The 19,084-nt window shown below is 30.7% G+C and carries 11 protein-coding genes and 2 pseudogenes; 6 read left to right on the forward strand and 7 right to left on the reverse strand.

Annotated elements, in window-relative coordinates; genetic code table 11:
• Positions 1–159 precede the first annotated feature (159 nt).
• Together TERY_RS13005 and TERY_RS13010 are read left to right on the forward strand one after the other, a co-directional pair.
• Entirely contained in the window at positions 160–417 is a 258-nt protein-coding gene (locus TERY_RS13005; protein WP_011612265.1) for a 2TM domain-containing protein, read from the forward strand.
• 50 nt (positions 418–467) lie between these two features.
• Positions 468–776 carry a DUF3181 family protein gene (locus tag TERY_RS13010; protein ID WP_011612266.1) on the forward strand — a complete coding sequence of 103 codons (309 nt, stop codon included), beginning with the start codon at positions 468–470 and terminating at the stop codon, positions 774–776.
• A gap of 3,090 nt (positions 777–3,866) precedes the next feature.
• On the opposite strand, the gene TERY_RS13015 is transcribed toward TERY_RS13010, so the two are convergent.
• The 6 genes and pseudogenes from TERY_RS13015 to TERY_RS13035 all read right to left on the reverse strand — a co-directional run bounded on the left by TERY_RS13015 (position 3,867) and on the right by TERY_RS13035 (position 8,946).
• Positions 3,867–5,030, reverse strand: coding sequence for an aminotransferase class I/II-fold pyridoxal phosphate-dependent enzyme (locus TERY_RS13015; protein ID WP_011612267.1), 1,164 nt, complete (start codon positions 5,028–5,030; stop codon positions 3,867–3,869).
• 439 nt (positions 5,031–5,469) lie between these two features.
• A pseudogene (locus tag TERY_RS13020) lies at positions 5,470–6,066 on the reverse strand (sulfotransferase domain-containing protein); the annotation flags it as partial.
• Positions 6,067–6,081: 15 nt separating this feature from the next.
• Complete coding sequence (locus TERY_RS13025) at positions 6,082–6,375, reverse strand: hypothetical protein (protein ID WP_044136792.1); 294 nt, start codon at positions 6,373–6,375, stop codon at positions 6,082–6,084.
• Positions 6,376–6,796: 421 nt separating this feature from the next.
• A complete protein-coding gene (locus TERY_RS35090) occupies positions 6,797–7,234 on the reverse strand; it encodes an FkbM family methyltransferase (protein ID WP_196797024.1) in 438 nt (145 codons plus the stop codon).
• Positions 7,235–7,360: 126 nt separating this feature from the next.
• On the reverse strand, positions 7,361–7,669 hold the full coding sequence (locus tag TERY_RS35095) for a hypothetical protein (RefSeq protein WP_196797026.1): 309 nt from the start codon (positions 7,667–7,669) through the stop codon (positions 7,361–7,363).
• A gap of 269 nt (positions 7,670–7,938) precedes the next feature.
• On the reverse strand, positions 7,939–8,946 hold the full coding sequence (locus TERY_RS13035) for a DUF6492 family protein (protein ID WP_011612268.1): 1,008 nt from the start codon (positions 8,944–8,946) through the stop codon (positions 7,939–7,941).
• 577 nt (positions 8,947–9,523) lie between these two features.
• Between TERY_RS13035 and TERY_RS13040 the strand changes: the two genes are divergently transcribed.
• The gene (locus TERY_RS13040) at positions 9,524–10,939 is read left to right on the forward strand and encodes a DUF4403 family protein (protein ID WP_196797028.1); all 1,416 of its coding nucleotides are present in this window, start codon (positions 9,524–9,526) and stop codon (positions 10,937–10,939) included.
• Positions 10,940–11,802: 863 nt separating this feature from the next.
• Positions 11,803–11,886: pseudogene (locus tag TERY_RS36935) on the forward strand (hypothetical protein); the annotation flags it as partial.
• Positions 11,887–13,465: 1,579 nt separating this feature from the next.
• On the opposite strand, the gene murJ reads toward TERY_RS36935, so the two are convergent.
• The gene (gene murJ / locus TERY_RS13050) at positions 13,466–15,085 is read right to left on the reverse strand and encodes a murein biosynthesis integral membrane protein MurJ (protein ID WP_011612270.1); all 1,620 of its coding nucleotides are present in this window, start codon (positions 15,083–15,085) and stop codon (positions 13,466–13,468) included.
• Positions 15,086–15,475: 390 nt separating this feature from the next.
• On the opposite strand from murJ, the gene TERY_RS13055 reads away from it, so the two are divergent.
• On the forward strand, positions 15,476–16,312 hold the full coding sequence (locus TERY_RS13055) for an LPS biosynthesis glycosyltransferase (protein ID WP_155994417.1): 837 nt from the start codon (positions 15,476–15,478) through the stop codon (positions 16,310–16,312).
• Positions 16,313–17,269: 957 nt separating this feature from the next.
• The gene (gene sfsA, locus TERY_RS13060; RefSeq protein WP_011612272.1) at positions 17,270–18,022 is read left to right on the forward strand and encodes a DNA/RNA nuclease SfsA; all 753 of its coding nucleotides are present in this window, start codon (positions 17,270–17,272) and stop codon (positions 18,020–18,022) included.
• Positions 18,023–19,084: the final 1,062 nt, after the last annotated feature.

Here is a 19,084-nt window from a genome sequence, read left to right on the forward strand (position 1 = left end):
ATGGACTGGTTATTTTTACTGATAGTTATAGCAGTTTTGGTTATGAGGGATTCTATATTTTTTTAGATAAAGAATATTTTCAAATAATCTCCAAATTACTGAGTTGCCTTTACAATGTTTGAATAAATTGAACAGTAATAAATTTTTTAAGAGTATTTTATGCCTCCTCGTTGGCCTCGCAAACCTGACCGTAATGATCCAGAGTTCCGGAAGTTGGATGATCGAATGAATTTTGCTATTCATGTAGCTACCTTTGCTGCTAGTAATTCTGGTTTATGGTTCTTCCGTAATGTCACAGCAGCAAGTTGGCCTTGGGCTATCTGGGTAACAGGTGGTTGGGTATTTTTATTGTTAATTCATGGATTATATATTTTTGTACTTGCAGATTATACCACCACTTCTAAGGATTCTGGATAAGAAAATTAGAGTGATTATGTAGCTTACGAAATTTAGGTTGAATTATTATTATGGCTAATGGTAGTACAACACAAATAATTGAAAGTTTGGCAGCAGAAATAGGGGATAAAGTTTATATGGATATTACTGGTTGGCATCTCTATTTATCTGATGCGAAACTACATTTAAATTTGGCAGAAAAGTTTTATCCTATTCTGACTGAAGAAGTACCTTCAGAGGCTCAGGTTATGGAAATATTACAGGGTGTTCCTGTTAAGTTAGGTGCTGGTAGAAAGCAGGTTCCTTTGATAGATTTATTGCCAATACATTGTCAGAGTGATCTGATGGAGGTTTTGGCAGAGTTTCGAGAAAATATTTAATTTTAACCAATATTCTTAGTAAGCATTCAGCTATTAGCGCTTGCTACTTAAGTTTTTTTGTGAAGTCATTGAAAATCTTTGCTATTAACACCTAAGGTTTATGGATTCACTTTAATTTATATTTGATAATGAGAGCTTGAAATCTCTCAATACTTTTTACAAATTTATTTTAGATAAAGTCAACTGCTGAATGTTTAAAAAGAGGAGCTGAGTGATAAATAATGTCAATTTTAAGAAAGAATAATTGTGACTTTTTTATCATAAAAAATTATCTGAAAAATTAGTTTGGTTGAAGTTATCTATTAATTCCTTAAGCTTTCAATAACTTTCTGGGTAATCTCAGGATTAATTATTAATTAACTTTAACTCTATAATCTTTTATTTTGTTAGTTTACTCTCAGTAAAAATCAATAAAAAATTAAGGTCTCAAGCTTCCTCGTTGAGCTAATAAATAATCTGCTGGTTTCTCAGAAATTACGGATATTTTATTGGAAAAGTTTAAGTTGAGCTAATAAATAATCTGCTGATTTTTCAGAAATTACGGATATTTTATTGGAAAAGTTTCAGGGGAAATTTATAAGTAAAAGGTGGTAGCTATAGTTTAGCGATCGCTATTTTTATCTGAGTTATATTTGAGTTAATATTTTTGATAAAACTTGGGATAAGATAGCCTTAAATATCTATTTATAAATTTAGGTAACTCCAAGTTGAGCTAATAAATAATCTGCTGGTTTTTCAGAAATTACGGATATTTTATTGGAAAAGTTTCAGGGGAAATTTATAAGTAAAAGGTGGTAGCTATAGTTTAGCGATCGCTATTTTTATCTGAGTTATATTTGAGTTAATATTTTTGATAAAACTTGGGATAAGACAGCCTTAAATATCTATTTATAAATTTAGGTAACTCCAAGTTGAGCTAATAAATAATCTGCTGGTTTTTCAGAAATTACGGATATTTTATTGGAAAAGTTTAAGGGGAAATTTATAAGTAAAAGGTGGTAACTATAGTTTGGCGATCGCTATTTTTATCTGAGTTATATTTGAGTTAATATTTTTGATAAAACTTGGGATAAGATAGCCTTAAATATCTATTTATAAATTTAGGTAACTCCAAGTTGAGCTAATAAATAATCTGCTGGTTTTTCAGAAATTACGGATATTTTATTGGAAAAGTTTCAGGGGAAATTTATAAGTAAAAGGTGGTAGCTATAGTTTAGCGATCGCTGTTTTTATCTAACTTATATTTGAGTTAATATTTTTGATAAAACTTGGGATAAGACAGTCTTAAATATCTATTTATAAATTTAGGTAACTCCAAGTTGAGCTAATAAATAATCTGCTGGTTTCTCAGATAAATAATCTGCTGGTTTTTCAGAAATTACGGATATTTTATTTGAAAGGTTTAAGGGGAAATTTATAATTAAAAGGTGGTAACTATAGTTTGGCGATCGCTATTTTTATCTGAGTTATATTTGAGTTAATATTTTTGATAAAACTTGGGATAAGACAGTCTTAAATATCTATTTATAAATTTAGTTAACTCTAAGTTGAGCTGATAAATAATCTGCTGGTTTCTCAGATAAATAATCTGCTGGTTTTTCAGAAATTACGGATATTTTATTTGAAAGGTTTAAGGGGAAATTTATAATTAAAAGGTGGTAACTATAGTTTGGCGATCGCTATTTTTATCTGAGTTATATTTGAGTTAATATTTTTGATAAAACTTGGGATAAGACAGTCTTAAATATCTATTTATAAATTTAGGTAACTCCAAGTTGAGCTAATAAATAATCTGCTGGTTTTTCAGAAATTACGGATATTTTATTGGAAAAGTTTCAGGGGAAATTTATAACTAAAAGGTGGTAGCTATAGTTTAGCGATCGCTATTTTTATCTGAGTTATATTTGAGTTAATATTTTTGATAAAACTTGGGAGAAGACATTCTTAAATATCTATTTATAAATTTAGGTAACTCCAAGTTGAGCTAATAAATAATCTGCTGGTTTTTCAGAAATTACGGATATTTTATTGGAAAAGTTTCAGGGGAAATTTATAAGTAAAAGGTGGTAACTATAGTTTGGCGATCGCTATTTTTATCTGAGTTATATTTGAGTTAATATTTTTGATAAAACTTGGGATAAGATAGCCTTAAATATCTATTTATAAATTTAGGTAACTCCAAGTTGAGCTAATAAATAATCTGCTGGTTTTTCAGAAATTACGGATATTTTATTGGAAAAGTTTCAGGGGAAATTTATAAGTAAAAGGTGGTAGCTATAGTTTAGCGATCGCTATTTTTATCTGAGTTATATTTGAGTTAATATTTTTGATAAAACTTGGGATAAGACAGTCTTAAATATCTATTTATAAATTTAGGTAACTCCAAGTTGAGCTAATAAATAATCTGCTGGTTTCTCAGAAATTACGGATATTTTATTGGAAAAGTTTCAGGGGAAATTTATAAGTAAAAGGTGGTAGCTATAGTTTAGCGATCGCTATTTTTATCTGAGTTATATTTGAGTTAATATTTTTGATAAAACTTGGGATAAGACAGCCTTAAATATCTATTTATAAATTTAGGTAACTCCAAGTTGAGCTAATAAATAATCTGCTGGTTTTTCAGAAATTACGGATATTTTATTGGAAAAGTTTCAGGGGAAATTTATAAGTAAAAGGTGGTAGCTATAGTTTAGCGATCGCTATTTTTATCTGAGTTATATTTGAGTTAATATTTTTGATAAAACTTGGGATAAGACAGTCTTAAATATCTATTTATAAATTTAGGTAACTCCAAGTTGAGCTAATAAATAATCTGCTGATTTTTCAGAAATTACGGATATTTTATTGGAAAAGTTTAAGGGGAAATTTATAAGTAAAAGGTGGTAGCTATAGTTTGGCGATCGCTATTTTTATCTGAGTTATATTTGAGTTAATATTTTTGATAAAACTTGGGATAAGATAGCCTTAAATATCTATTTATAAATTTAGGTAACTCCAAGTTGAGCTAATAAATAATCTGCTGGTTTTTCAGAAATTACGGATATTTTATTGGAAAAGTTTCAGGGGAAATTTATAAGTAAAAGGTGGTAGCTATAGTTTAGCGATCGCTGTTTCTATCCGACTAATACCTTCGCGAATATTTTCAATAGAATTAGCATAAGACAACCTTAAATATCCATCTCCAAATTTTCCATAAGCAGTTCCGGGTAATAAAGCAACTCCAGCTTCAGCTAATAAATAATCTGCCAATTTATTGGAACTTATTGGTAATTGTTTCACATTTGGAAAAGCATAAAAAGCACCTGCTGGTTTTCGACAATTAATACCTGAAATAGAATTTAAACCATCCACAATAACATCACGTCTTTGTTTAAATTCTGCGAATATTTTTTTGACAAACTCCTGAGAATTTTTGATGGCTTCTATGCCAGCTATTTGAGTAAATGAACAAGCACAGGAATTAGAATTTAACATCAATTTATCTAACTTTTCTGCTATTGCTTTGGGAGAAATAGAATAACCTAAACGCCATCCAGTCATAGCATAAGTTTTTGAGTGCCCATCTAATAAAATTGTACGTTCTTTCATACTAGGAAAACTGATGATACTGGTAAATTTTGAGTCGTAGTTTAAGTGGGAGTAAATTTCATCAGAGAGAACATAAAAATTATGTTTAACTGCTAATTTAGCTATGGCTTCTAAATACTCAGGAGTTAACACACTACCAGTAGGGTTATGGGGAGAATTAATAATTAATAATTTTGTTTTTTCTGAAATAGAATTAACTAGATTATCTATACTAAATTGAAAATCTAATTCCTCTAACAAAGGTAATGGAATAGGTTTCCCTCCCACTAAATTAATTACTGATTCATAAACAGGAAATCCAGGGTTTGGATAAATCACTTCATCTCCTGAATTTATTAATGCTAAAAGAGTAAAAAATATGACTGGTTTTGCTCCTGGCATTACTACTACTTCATCAGAATTAACTGATATATTTCTAGTTTGAGAAATATGTTCTGCTATGACTTCTCGTAACTTTAATAAACCTGCTGCTGGAGTATAAGTTGTATAGCCATCATTCATAGCTTGGAAAGCAGCTTCGCGAATATTTTTAGGAGTCTTAAAATCAGGTTGACCTATTTCTAAATGAATAATATTTCGACCTTGAGATTCTAATTGTTTTGCTTTAGTAAAAACTTCAATTGCAGCATCTCCGCCTAAGCTATTCATTCTTGTTGCAAAATTCATCTTAAATAATTGCTGGAGATTCCCACTTTAATTTTTGATGATCGTGGTGAAAGGAAAGCAACCAGCATATAAATTACTTTCCTCTAAAGTATTCGAGTAAACTTAATTACTCAAAATGTAAACTATCAATTTTTTTTACGTTTAGTGCTTTTAGATAATTGTTTAAATTCCGTAAATATTTCAGAAATATCAAATAAGTTTAATTGAACTAGAGTATCTAAAACTTGGGCTAGTTGAGATTGAAAAATTTTGATATTTTTTTGCTTAACTAACTCACGAAAACTATAGGTATAACCCTCAATTTTATGTGTATCTTTGCCAGACTTGTGACTGATACTTTGATTTGCTCTGGTTTTAGATATTTTACAAGAGAAATTTAGCGGAACTGTACCTCATAAACTACTGAATGGGCTGTATTTTTTCTACTTCTATTCATTTACTAATCTTCTCGGGTAATTCCTAGGATAGATTCATCCCAATAATCTTTAAATTTAGAACCAGACATCTTTTTTATATATAAGTCATTGAAATGCTGATTTTGTTCCTCTGTAAAATAATTACGCCAGTCTCCTACTATTCCTTTTCTTAAATGTGGAGCTTCATTTTGATTAATTCTCATCCAATTACAATCAGCTTTATCATTTTTTTTCATTTCTTCTAATTTACTATCAATTGCTACTTTGTCTATAACTTCTGCAGACACTTTGATTTCTAAAAAAGCTGCTAATTGGCTCAGACAAGTTTTGATATTTTTTTTCAATTCTTCGTATGTAAGATATAAGACTTGTTGACGAGATGGTAAAAATTTTTCCCAATGCAAGTGAAAATCAAACCAACTTCCATAATGTACCTGACCTGATAAATATAATTCAAAAAAGTCATTCCAATTGTCTTGATAAGATATACTCTTTTTTCTTCTCAAATGATGGTACATAGAAACAGCAACATCTTTAGGGTTTCTGAGTAGAAATATGTATTTTGTATTCGGTAGTCCTTCGGGTGTTAAATGAGGCCGGCCATAAAAAGTTAAGATTCGAGGAGATGGGAGAGATTAAATATACTCGTAAGAACGTTTTTGAGCAGGCTCTAGACATGGAGACAAACAAAACTCTAGCCTGGAAAAAGCTTCCATCATATTTAAATTAGGTTGATTGCCTTGATGATTTAAAAGTAAAAGGATCTGCTTTAGCCAAGTAGATCCAGATTTTATATAACAAACAAAAAAAATATCCTCATTTCTGGTTTTGAAGCGAGTCAGTATGGTATTTACTTTTTCTTCGGTAACAAATTGAGGATATACTATGCCATCTACTATGGAATACCAAGAAGAATTTTGAGTTTTCATCTGAACAATCTCTATAAACTTTTCAATAGTTTAAAAATAGGATGAATTTTAATTATTGCAATTGGTCTGTTAATTTTTCAAAGGCTGTTTGAGAAGTACTGCGTGGGATTGTTCATTCCTAAAAACCTAGCTCTTTCCACAACTATTCCATATAAGAGAATTGGGGTTAATAAGCCTATGTCCTGGTAGGAGATAGGAGATAGGTTTGACGAAATATTTTTGAGAGGTTGAGAAATAATTTCTCAGCAATACTGGACACAAAAATTATAGTTTCTGCTATTCTATGGCGACTTCTATAAATGTTTAGAATTAAAACATTAATGTAGGGATATTTATAATAGTTGACATATACTTTATATCTTAATACTCTATTTTTTTTGTTTTAACTTTTAACTTAAATAGGAAAATATAAATAGTTGATTTAACGCATTGTTAGGGATTTCGCCAGGGTTTTATATGTCGCAGGATGACCAGCAAAATATCCAGAAAAATAATACCTTGGAGGTTGATAATGATTTTCAGCAGTAAAAGGAGCTAAAAATTTATCAGATACAAGGTCTTTTCTGACAAAAAATGCGTTGACTCCAGATAAATTACAGCCTACAAGACAATAACCTTTTTTCTCTAAATTTATCTCTAGAAACTTCAATGAAACTCCAAAGCAATCATCTTTTTCCCAAGTATGTGTTTCATCATAGTCCATACAAAATAAAATTGGCGGTCTAAACTTAGCGTTATATTCAATTATGATTACTCTTGGCTTAATACAGGTTATTGCGCTGAGAACATGATAGTCATTTCCATCAATATCAACTGACAATAAATCAATTTCATTGGATTTTATCTGGGAGTAAATCAATTCATTTATATTATCTTTTGTAATAAATGATTGAATAAGTTTTAATTGTCCTTTAGTGATTATTTTAGTAAAATGCTTTCTGATTTTCTTGATATAATTTAAAGAAGTATCAATCCATAAACCTTCTCAATCATCAAAAAGCAGAGAAAGAGTATTATTTTCTAAACCATTACCTATGCCAAATTCTACAAATATTTTATTTGTTACACCAATCCTTCTAAATATTTCTCTGATAATTCCATCTTCATCAGTTTGTGAGTATATCTTACACCCAAAAGGAATTAAATTTTTTGGTTCTTGATATCGAGAACTTTCCCTAACACGATCCATTTCCTGAATTATAGGAATTTGTTTAATACGCTCTCTGATTATCAAACTGTATTTTCTTTCTTGAATTATAGAATTGACAAATTTCTTTAGTTTAGCTATTTTCATAAATGAGTTACTATCGCCAATAATTAATAAAGTTGTTACTAAATAGATGAAATAAATCGCTCAAACTTAGACATAAAAATAATGCTAAATATTTTTGATTTTAATAGTTACAATTCCTAAATAACAAAGATTCTGAGAATTGTTTCAGCTATAAAGTGACAAGTCCATTCTACTATTCTAGATTTTGTACTTATTGTCAAGAGTTAAGACCATGCAGTCTACAATGATAGTAAAACTTAAATTTGAACTCTATTTTTGTTTGTACATAGTTATACTTCAGATTGGCGAGGATTCCAACGAGAACAAATTTCTTCAATATGCATATTCTTTCGATCCTTTTTAAGATGTCGTGGGTTACTTTCAAAAGATAAAGAGGATGGAAGAGAATCTGATTCATATTTCTCTTTAATAAATAATTCTATTTCTTTGTAAGAAACAGAAAAGGGAGCTCCATCAGATATCTTCGACTGATAATTTCTCAATGCAGCAGAAAATAGGCCAGTACCATCATCAAAAAATCGCTCAGTTGTAGCTCCGTAATTTTCGTATGGATAAAAAGCTAGGTCAGCAGGAGCTTTTGCTGCTACCCATGAAATGTAAGACCAGTATTCACTAAAGGTTTCAAATTGATTAGCAGAGCGCATCATGAGTAATAACCAGTTTTCCTGTGATTGAAAATAGCTTTTTACTTGGTTTTTAAATGATTCTAAATGTTCTTTTTTAAACCACATATGATGTGGAACAAAAGTACCTTCCTGGTCTGTAAGTGGTTCAACCCCAAGTACGGAAGTAATCCATTCAGCCCATTTGGATACAATATGAGGATTACCATATTGATTGTGTTGCAGAAGGGCAAATTTGTGTTGTGTAGTTTCTTGATGATTACTGATGAGTGGCCAAGTATTAACAGGAAGTAGGTCGCTATCCCAAACAACAAACCATTCACTTAGGTTATCAATACCTTCGTAAGCACCAAGTTTTAATAACTGCTGATAAAACCAACCAGGATTATAAAGTGATTTACCTAAATCAAGTTCTGAACAAATTGCTTCTTTTGTTAGACCATGATTTTGAAAAAAGTATTCTTCTTTGTGAGCAGAAACTGGAGCAACTTGCCATTCTTTAACTTTCTGTTCTAATAATTGAACTTCGGTTTTTGGGGCTATTATGTGGATAGTCTGAGGTTTGTAGTGATGACTAATTCCTTCTAGGACAGCTTGGGTATTCCAACGCACTTTGTAGAGGGGGATAACAAAGTCGAATGTTTCTTTTGTCATAATTTTTGGCAGTTTTCTCTATATAGTACAGACAAGTTAACTTTTTGAGTTTTTCCACTCAGAATACTTTTGATTTTTAGCTAATAAGCTAATATTGGTGCTTTGACTTTTTTCAAGGATAAAAATACCTATCATTGCTCTTTTGGGGTAAGGAAAATACACAGCTATTGTTGAAAATGGCTCAAAACTAGATATGCTAGGAAACAAGTTGATTAGATGTTAAATGATTACTATATAAGTGTTTAATACTATTTCTAACATATTTTTGAGAAGGGTACTAATATTCAACAAGGAAGGAAAGTGTTTGATTTGAAAATGTTCTGTTTTGTCAAATGTTAATCGTTTTTTATTTTGTATTTTATGGCTGCTTCAAAGAATATAGTTACAGTAAACAGGAAGGGAAAAGGGAGCAGGGAATAATAAAAATTATTCTCATATTTTCCCAATTTTTCAAGCTCACAGTTTATGACTTTATTGCGGAAAGCCAAGTTTCTATATTTCAAGTCTATGGTAAATAAAATAAATGAAAATCTTCTTTATTCCACGAATAATATTTTTTTTTATTTTAATGATATTCGTGCTAATTGTTATTACTTTTTCTTCGATGGCGACTTTTACAGGAATAGATATTCAACCGAAACGCCTGGAGTTGATGTTAGCTAATATATTAGAATCTGAACGTAGTGAAAGTACATTAAGTCTGCCTGTAAAAATTCCTTTGGCTAATGTTGAGAAAGCATTAAATCTGAATATTCCCCAGACATTTATGGGTACAGAAGCTGATCCTATAGATTTACTTTCTAATGATAAGCTTACCTATAAAATTAATCGCCAAGATTTGATTATTGGTACTCGAAATAATCTGATAACTTTTTCAGTACCAGTATCAGGTACTGCAAGAATAAAGGGTAAAGTTGATTTAGGTTTTACTAGTATTCCAGTTAGTACGCGTACAGATATTGTGGGTACAATTTTTGGTGATCTTGCTTTAGGAATTGATAATGAATGGAATATTCAACCTAATCTAAATGTACGGACTAATTTAACTAAAGCAGATGTACCAATAAAAAATATTGGTACTATTAGTATTCGTAGTATCTTGCAAAAACAGGTAGATAAAGCTATTAATAAAGAGAAGCCTAAATTAATTGCAAAACTTGTTGAAAAGTTAAACTTAAAAGCAGAAGTAACAAAACAATGGAATAATTTGCATTTGTCGGAAAAGGTCAATCAAGATCCTTCAATTTGGATTAAAACTGAGCCACAAAGTGTTAGCTTTAAGGAGTTTGATTTGACTGATGGTAAAAATGTTCAGTCTGGAATTGGGATTAGGATGCTTGTGGATACTTGTATATGCAAAGAAGCTCTTGCTATTAATTTTAAACCATTACCTAATCTGACTATTCAAGAGCAGATAATAAATAAATTTTTAATCAATTTACCTGTGCAAGTTTCTCTTGATGAATTGAATAATACTCTTCGCTCTAAAGTTAGGGGTAACTCTTTGTCTATTGATGAAAATCTGAAACTCATTGTTAAGGAAATTAATTTGTCTGCATTGGGTGAAAAAATTCTTGTTAAAGTTGATTTTAAGGCTGATAAAAATAGTTTTCTTCAGGAGGCAGAAGGAGTATTGTATCTTTGGGGTAATATTTTCTATGATCAAGCTTCTAATTATCTTAAAGTGGTTGAACTTGATTATGATGTTGATACGAAAAATGCTTTAATATTGACTGCGGATTTGCTTTTGAAACCTATTTTACTTCGGAAAATTGAAGAGCGTCTTTCTTTTCCTTTAGACCAACAATTAAGTCGAGCAAAAGATGAGGCTAATGAATATATTCGGAAGATAAAATTACCTCCTGAGATTGATGCAAATATTGTAGTTAAAACAATTAAAGTTCAAAAGGTTGTTGTGACAAATAATGATATTTACCTTGTTTTATTAGCAGATGGAAATATGTCGGCTATTTTGAACATTGGAGAGTATTGATTTCATCCTAAAATAACGATTTAATAGCTTAAAAAGCATACTATTATATTGCTAATACTGATAAATAAAATCTGTCATAACTAAGCTTAAACTAAATAATAAGCAGAAAAGCTTGATGCTCAAAACACAGGTTATAGCAGATGGTGTTATAACTGGGATTAAGTTTGACTGAATGCAGTACATAAAGATGGTGCGCGAATCAATGTCGGTCAACTCAGAGAGGTTTTTATTAATCACAAAAAACCACTAATACCTTGGATGAAAAAGTTTTATTCTAAAGTGTATCAATACGCTTTTGTCTACTTAGCTGAAGCATTTAAGAGCTTCTTTTAGTTCGGAATTCTTCGCAAATAATGGTTGGGTAAGTATTCAAGATTTAATAAAAAATGTAAGTCTGATTCTTTTACTGTTGATAGTTGCAGAAAACTAATATAATTAAACGGATGGAGTTACAAATTATCTTTTATTTGTATTTTTAAAACTTATGAACCCCGGCAGAGGTAACTACAAAATAAATTACCATTAGTAGATAAGTAGGTGATTGGTATCTTAGCTTTAGCTATTAATTTGATGCACAACTACACTAAAAAAACTGATGTAGTTAGTGTATATTTAGGATTGAAAAATTTGGCTAAATTAAGTGTTGCTAAAGTATGTGAAAGTGTGAATTATTTAATAAGATTTGAAGCTAAAGTATCTAGAATACAATACCTAAGTTGTAATAAACAGATAGGTTCTGCTAACAGTTGAAAAGCACAACTTAAGATAGCCGAACTACATAGAAAGGTAGCTTTTTATGTCGTGCAGGGAAATCAATAGATGACCAAGGATTTTATGAATTTCGCAGATAGCTAGGATATAAATGTCAATGGTACGGTTCTACACTGGTAATGTTCTATATTATGTTTCTGTCATCAAAGACTTGCTCCAACTGTGGTTATGTTTAGGATATGCTCTTAAGTTTAAGGAAAATTCATTTGTCCTAACTTTTGTTTGTCAATTTTATTGATACTTAAACCCTAGTATAAATTTAAGAAATTCGGTGGGCTCGCCTGTGAATGCTTATGGATGAGTAACGCTGACGACCTCAGTTGAGGTAGGAAGTAAACATCAATTTGTTAGGTTATGTGAAGCTTTGTATCAGTTTTATAGAGCAGTAATCAGTCATATAAGTAAATAGAGCAACAGTAAATTCATTTTTTTAAGCACTCTAATTTTGCGGTTGGTGGGAAAATTCCTAACTATTGCGGATAGAGCAACAGTAAATTCATTTTTTTAAGCACTCTAATTTTGCGGTTGGTGGGAAAATTCCTAACTATTGCGGATAGAGCAACAGTAAATTCATTTTTTTAAGCACTCTAATTTTGCGGTTGGTGGGAAAATTCCTAACTATTGCGGATAGAGCAACAGTAAATTCATTTTTTTAAGCACTCTAATTTTGCGGTTGGTGGGAAAATTCCTAACTATTGCGGATAGAGCAACAGTAAATTCATTTTTTTAAGCGCTCTAATTGGGCGGTTGGTGGGAAAATTCCTAACTATTGCGGATAGAGCAATAGTAAATTCATTTTTTTAAGCACTCTAATTTTGCGGTTGGTGGGAAATTCCTAACTATTGCGGATAGAGCAACAGTAAATTCATTTTTTTAAGCACTCTAATTTTGCGGTTGGTGGGAAATTCCTAACTATTGCGGATAGAGCAACAGTAAATTCATTTTTTTAAGCACTCTAATTTTGCGGTTGGTGGGAAATTCCTAACTATTGCGGATAGAGCAACAGTAAATTCATTTTTTTAAGCACTCTAATTTTGCGGTTGGTGGAAAATTCCTAACTATTGCGGATAGAGCAACAGTAAATTCATTTTTTTAAGCACTCTAATTTTGCGGTTGGTGGAAAATTCCTAACTATTGCGGATAGAGCAACAGTAAATTCATTTTTTTAAGCACTCTAATTTTGCGGTTGGTGGAAAATTCCTAACTATTGCGGATAGAGCAACAGTAAATTCATTTTTTTAAGCACTCTAATTTTGCGGTTGGTGGAAAATTCCTAACTATTGCGGATAGAGCAACAGTAAATTCATTTTTTTAAGCACTCTAATTTTGCGGTTGGTGGAAAATTCCTAACTATTGCGGATAGAGCAACAGTAAATTCATTTTTTTAAGCACTCTAATTTTGCGGTTGGTGGAAAATTCCTAACTATTGCGGATAGAGCAACAGTAAATTCATTTTTTTAAGCACTCTAATTTTGCGGTTGGTGGAAAATTCCTAACTATTGCGGATAGAGCAATAGTAAATTCATTTTTTTAAGCGCTCTAATTTTGGGGTTGGTGGAAAATTCCTAACTATTGCGGATAGAGCAACAGTAAATTCATTTTTTTAAGCACTCTAATTTTGGGGTTGGTGGAAAATTCCTAACTATTGCGGATAGAGCAACAGTAAATTCATTTTTTTAAGCACTCTAATTTTGGGGTTGGTTCGGAAATTTCTGACTATTGCGGATGGAACGTAACCTTAAACTAAAGGGGATGTCAAATTCTCAATTTTTGTCTAATTCGACTAATAAAAATATCAACCTCTGGCAAATTCATTTTCATTACTATCAAACCAAAGATACCTAACGCCGAAAAACTTGCTAAACCAAGTTCTAATAACTGCACAAAAAATCCCTCACTTCCCAACACTAACTGACACCCATAAAGCACACTCCAACAAACAAAACTTGCCGCCAAAGTTCCAAGAATTAAACCAGCAAAAGGTATCAACCATTCTCCCCAAGGTAAACCCCCTAATTTTTGATCTAATAACCAGAGAAAAATTACCATTGAAATTAAATTTACCCCCACCGTTGCTAATACTAAACCAGGAGCACCAAAAGTATTGATCAACAAATAATCTAAGAGGGCATTCAGAAAAATATTAAATACACTAACTTTAAAAGGAGTTTCTCCATCTCCCAAAGCATAAAAAACTCTGACTAAAACATCCCTTCCTAAATAAACAAACATTCCTACTGCATAAGCTATTAATACAGAAGCGACAAATTTTGAAGCGGATAAATCAAAAGCATAACGTTCATAAACTACCCTGACAATAGGCAAAGCTAAGGTCACCATAATTGCACTTAAAGGCAACATTGTAATTCCTGTTAATACTAAAGCTTGCCGAATTCGATATTTTAAATCTTGCCAATTTTCTGGTGCAGCTAATCGAGAAAATATTGGTAAAAATGGAACTAAAATTACATTAGAAATAATTCCCAAAGGTGTCTGTACTAATAAACCAGAATAACCTAAGGAAGCGGCAGCTTGGGGAATATAAGAAGCAAAAAATAAGTCTGTATAAACATTAATATGTAACATTCCAGAAGACAAAGTTGCAGGTATCATTACTTTGGTAATTTCTTGTACTCCTGGGTTGCGAAAATTAAATCTGAAACGTAATTTTCCTAAACCTGCTCGCCACAATGAGGGAACTTGAATTAACCATTGTAATATTGCTCCGATGAGGGTACTCCAAGCTAAAATTATGCCTCCTATCATGGCATGTTCTGGTTGAGTAATGTTTTCTCCTAGCTGGAAGACTAGTATAAAAATTCCTCCAATGAGAGCTATGCTAGAAAACAATGGGCTAATAGAAGGTAGCCAATATATATCTGCAGCATTAAGGGCGCCAAAACCAATGCCTATTAGTCCTGCTAGTAAAGCCATTGGGGCCATAATTTGGAATTGTTGGATGGCGATCGCTCGAATTTTTAGACCTGTTGTTGTTTGGCTTAAACCTGGTGCTACTAGGTCAATTAAAGGATCGGCAAAAAAAATCAGACTAACTGTGACTAACAATAAGACTCCACTGACTAAGGTTGTGATGGTTTCTATTAGTGGTGCTGCTTCTGACTTATCGCGCTTTGCTAAGACACTTACTATGGCACTATGAAAGGGTCCGTTAATTCCTCCTAGTAAGACCAATAAAAAGCCGGGGATGACGTAAGCGTAATTATAGGCGTCTACTGCTGCACCGACTCCGAAGGCTGCGGCGATGGCCTGTTGACGTATGAGGCCAAATATTTTACTGATTAATGTGGCTACTGCTACAATGCCAGCTATTTTTGTTAGGGAACGAGAGTTTTTTTGTGATTTTGATTCAGACACAATTATGATTCCAGATATAGCTAAAAATAGTGATGTATTTTCAAGTAAGTTTAGTTAAGATTTCAGTATTAAGTCATAGGAAACTGTAGATAAGTTTTTTTCTATTTTTTAGGATTTAACTAAAATTTTAAGTCATATAGTCTTCTAAGAGTTATGATTTGTCAAGAACTTGTGGAGTAATTAAATCTTGAAGCTGGAACAAGTCTAGAAAGCTAAATCAATCTATGGGTGCGGGGGTATGTTTATTTAGACTCCTAAATTTAGGGTGAAAAATAATTATGTCTTCCCCTATTCTCTATTTATGATCTTATTTTTTATATTTTTTGATACATTCAATCTCTGATTCATATTATTAATTCAATTGATAAAATTATTTAAGTATATATGTATATGTCAAATAAAAATAGCTTAAAATGTAGTATTTCTGGTGTGTTCATTATTGCTTATAAAGAAGATACAACAATTCTAGAAAAAACTTTACAGGAACAAGGTTTTAATTATGAACTTCTTAGGCAAAAATATGAGCCAGAATATAAAAGTTATTCTCCCAGTTATCTGACTCTTCTTAACCATAAAAATGCTTGGATAAAAGCAAGTGAAGAAGAGAAATCAAGTTTAATTATTGAGGCTGACTTTGTTCCTGTCATAAACTTTGGTTTATTACCTTTACCTTTCAATTTAGAAAATTATAATGTTGGTATAGCTTGGCTTTACACTTGTGCTCCTCAAATCTATAGTGTTTCTGATGAAAATTATGCTCAAGGTTTTTCAACTTCTGCAGTGGCTTATATTGTTACACCACGATCAGCTCTCGAATTAATTGAACTAGAAAATGAAGTTCGTCTGAATTCTGGAACTAATAATTATTCAACATGGGATTCTACTATTGATGAATTTTTAAGAGGTAGAGGTTTCCAAAATTTTGTTCCTTTTCGGAATTATGGGGAACATGGAGGATTACCTAATTTAGAACATTATCGTTATGGTTTAAGTAGAGTTCATAGAGCTGACATTCTTTATGATCGACTAGCTTTTATGCCAATATATGCTGGTAGGGATAAGTTTAAAATATGGAGATTATTTAGGGAAAGATTTCAGGGGAGATTGAAAGGTATATTGCGTTTACTTTTTGGTAAATATTTACGATTAAAAATAATCAGGAATTCTAGTTTTCCTCTCAGGCTAATTCGCTTTGCAGTTTGGCGTCAATTATTTTTGAGAATTTAGGGAATAGGTAATTTTAATAGGGAGAAGGAGGAGATGGTAAGGTTTGAACTTTAGAACATTTTTTTGTGTTTTATATTAGTATTTAAATTTTTGTTCGGATGATTTTTTGTATTATCTGAACTTTATGGAATTAAGATAAATATGATTTGTTATCCAATAATTATGAATAATCAACTACAATTCTCTTACAAATAAAAGTAATCAGGAATTCTAGTTTTCCTCTCAGGCTAATTCGCTTTGCAGTTTGGCGTCAATTATTTTTGAGAATTTAGGGAATAGGTAATTTTAATAGGGAGAAGGAGGAGATGGTAAGGTTTTAACTTTAGAACATTTTTTTGTATTTTATATTAGTATTTAAATTTTTGTTCGGATGATTTTTTGTATTATCTGAACTTTATGGAATTAAGATAAATATGATTTGTTATCCAATAATTATGAATAATCAACTAAAATTCTCTTACAAATAAAAATAATCAGGAATTCTAGTTTTCCTCTCAGGCTAATTCGCTTTGCAGTTTGGCGTCAATTATTTTTGAGAATTTAGGGAATAGGGAATTTTAATAGGGAGAAGGAAGAGATGGTAAGGTTTGAACTTTAGAACATTTTTTTGTGTTTTATATTAGTATTTAAATTTTTGTTCGGATGATTTTTTGTATTATCTGAACTTTATAGACTTAAGATAAATATGATTTGTTATCCAATAATTATGAATAATCAACTAAAATTCTCTTACAAATAAAAATAATCAGGAATTCTAGTTTTCCTCTCAGGCTAATTCGCTTTGCAGTTTGGCGTCAATTATTTTTGAGAATTTAGGGAATAGGGAATTTTAATAGGGAGAAGGAAGAGATGGTAAGGTTTGAACTTTAGAACATTTTTTTGTGTTTTATATTAGTATTTAAATTTTTGTTCGGATGATTTTTTGTATTATCTGAACTTTATAGACTTAAGATAAATATGATTTGTTATCCAATAATTATGAATAATCAACTAAAATTCTCTTACAAATATCCTTCTCTTGAACCAGGTATTTTAATTAAACGTTATAAAAGGTTTCTGGCAGATATAGAGTTAAAGTCTGGAGGAATTATTACTGCTCACTGCCCAAATACGGGTCCAATGACTGGAGTTTCTACTCCGGGAAGTAATGTTATGGTTTCTTATAGTAATAATCCAAAACGAAAATTAGCTTACACTTGGGAATTAATTGAAGTAACTGATAATGAACCGACTTGGGTGGGAATTAATACGGCTTTACCAAATCGAGTTATTAAGTTGGCGTTGGCCGAAAATTTATTTCCTGAATTGGGAGATTATTATGAAGTTAAAACGGAAGTTGTTTATGGAAAAGATAGGAAAAGTAGGGTTGATTTTAAGTTAATTAGTGAGACTAAAAATATTTATCTTGAGGTTAAGAATACTACTTGGGCAGATGGAAGAGTTGCTTTATTTCCAGATACGGTTACAAAAAGAGGGCAAAAACATTTACGTGAATTAATAGGGGTAGTTGAACAAGGGGAAAGAGCTGTATGTTTGTTTTTGATAAATCGTGGTGATTGTTATCAGTTTGCTCCTGGAGATGTTGCTGATCATGATTATGGTAAACTTTTGAGAGAAGCTATGATTAAAGGGGTGGAAATTTTGCCTTGTAGATTTATAGTTACTCCTCAAGAAATTAATTATTTGGGGATAGCAGAATTTATCAATTAGGATATTGATTTTTGGATAAAAAAACTTAATAAAATATTCAATCGTTTTAAGTATGAGAAGTTGTTTGAGAAGTACTTTTAGAATTTTATTAATGTTTTTAAAATGTACTTTTTTTCAACTATTTTAAAGAATATATTGGGGGTTTTAAAGTTTATATTATGTTGAAAATAGGTTACGAGATATTTTTTTATAGGTTGATAAGCTGCTTCTGAACTTATGTGATTTTTTTTATCTATAGTAGGTGATTATAAATTTAGTTTTTACAATAGTTAGATACTTTCTATGACACATACTATAATAGTGGTAAATAAATTTTATTTTTGGAATTGATAATTATGGTTTACTGATTAACTATCAAATGATTAACTAATATTGATAAGTGCTCTTTTTTTGTTGAAAAAAATGGCGACTTTTCAGTCTATAAAGCTAGCTTATATTATTTTTTTTAGCTAACCATGGCAGATGGCAGCAAGGAACAAATATATGTGGATACTTTTTAATTATTTTCTATTTATTCTGGCTCCTAACTCTTGGCTTTTACTGTAACTAACACATACTTTTTCAGTAAGCTATAATTAATTTTTTTGGTCGATAGAGATTAATTTATTATAATAGTTTAATCGATGGTAATTAAAGCAAATAAGAGTTTTAAAACTTTCCATTTTTTTGTCTGCTAATATTTGGATATGCTAAGTATCATCTTCACGAAGATAGAAAATAAATGTATAGTAAAAAATATTTTTTATGCTTTATTTTCAATTTTGTTAATTTATGAAAAAAATATTTTAATGCTTATAAAAACCTGTACTTCTCTAGGCTATAAGTATAAAACTTAATTCTTCTAATATATTAATATATAAATTTAGTAGTTGCTATAAATCAAGAATAATCTTATATATTTTTTAATTTTGCTGCACCACTAAATTAATCATTATTGACTTATTTTGCTGTGCCAAGAATACTTCAATCAATATTTTTTCTCTATCAATATGCAAAAAAAAAGGGTTGCCTAAATTATAATTGTAAGTGGATAAAAATACTTTAATCAATATTTTTTCTCTA

It is taken from the genome of Trichodesmium erythraeum IMS101 (assembly GCF_000014265.1).
Taxonomy (GTDB): Bacteria; Cyanobacteriota; Cyanobacteriia; order Cyanobacteriales; family Microcoleaceae; genus Trichodesmium; species Trichodesmium erythraeum.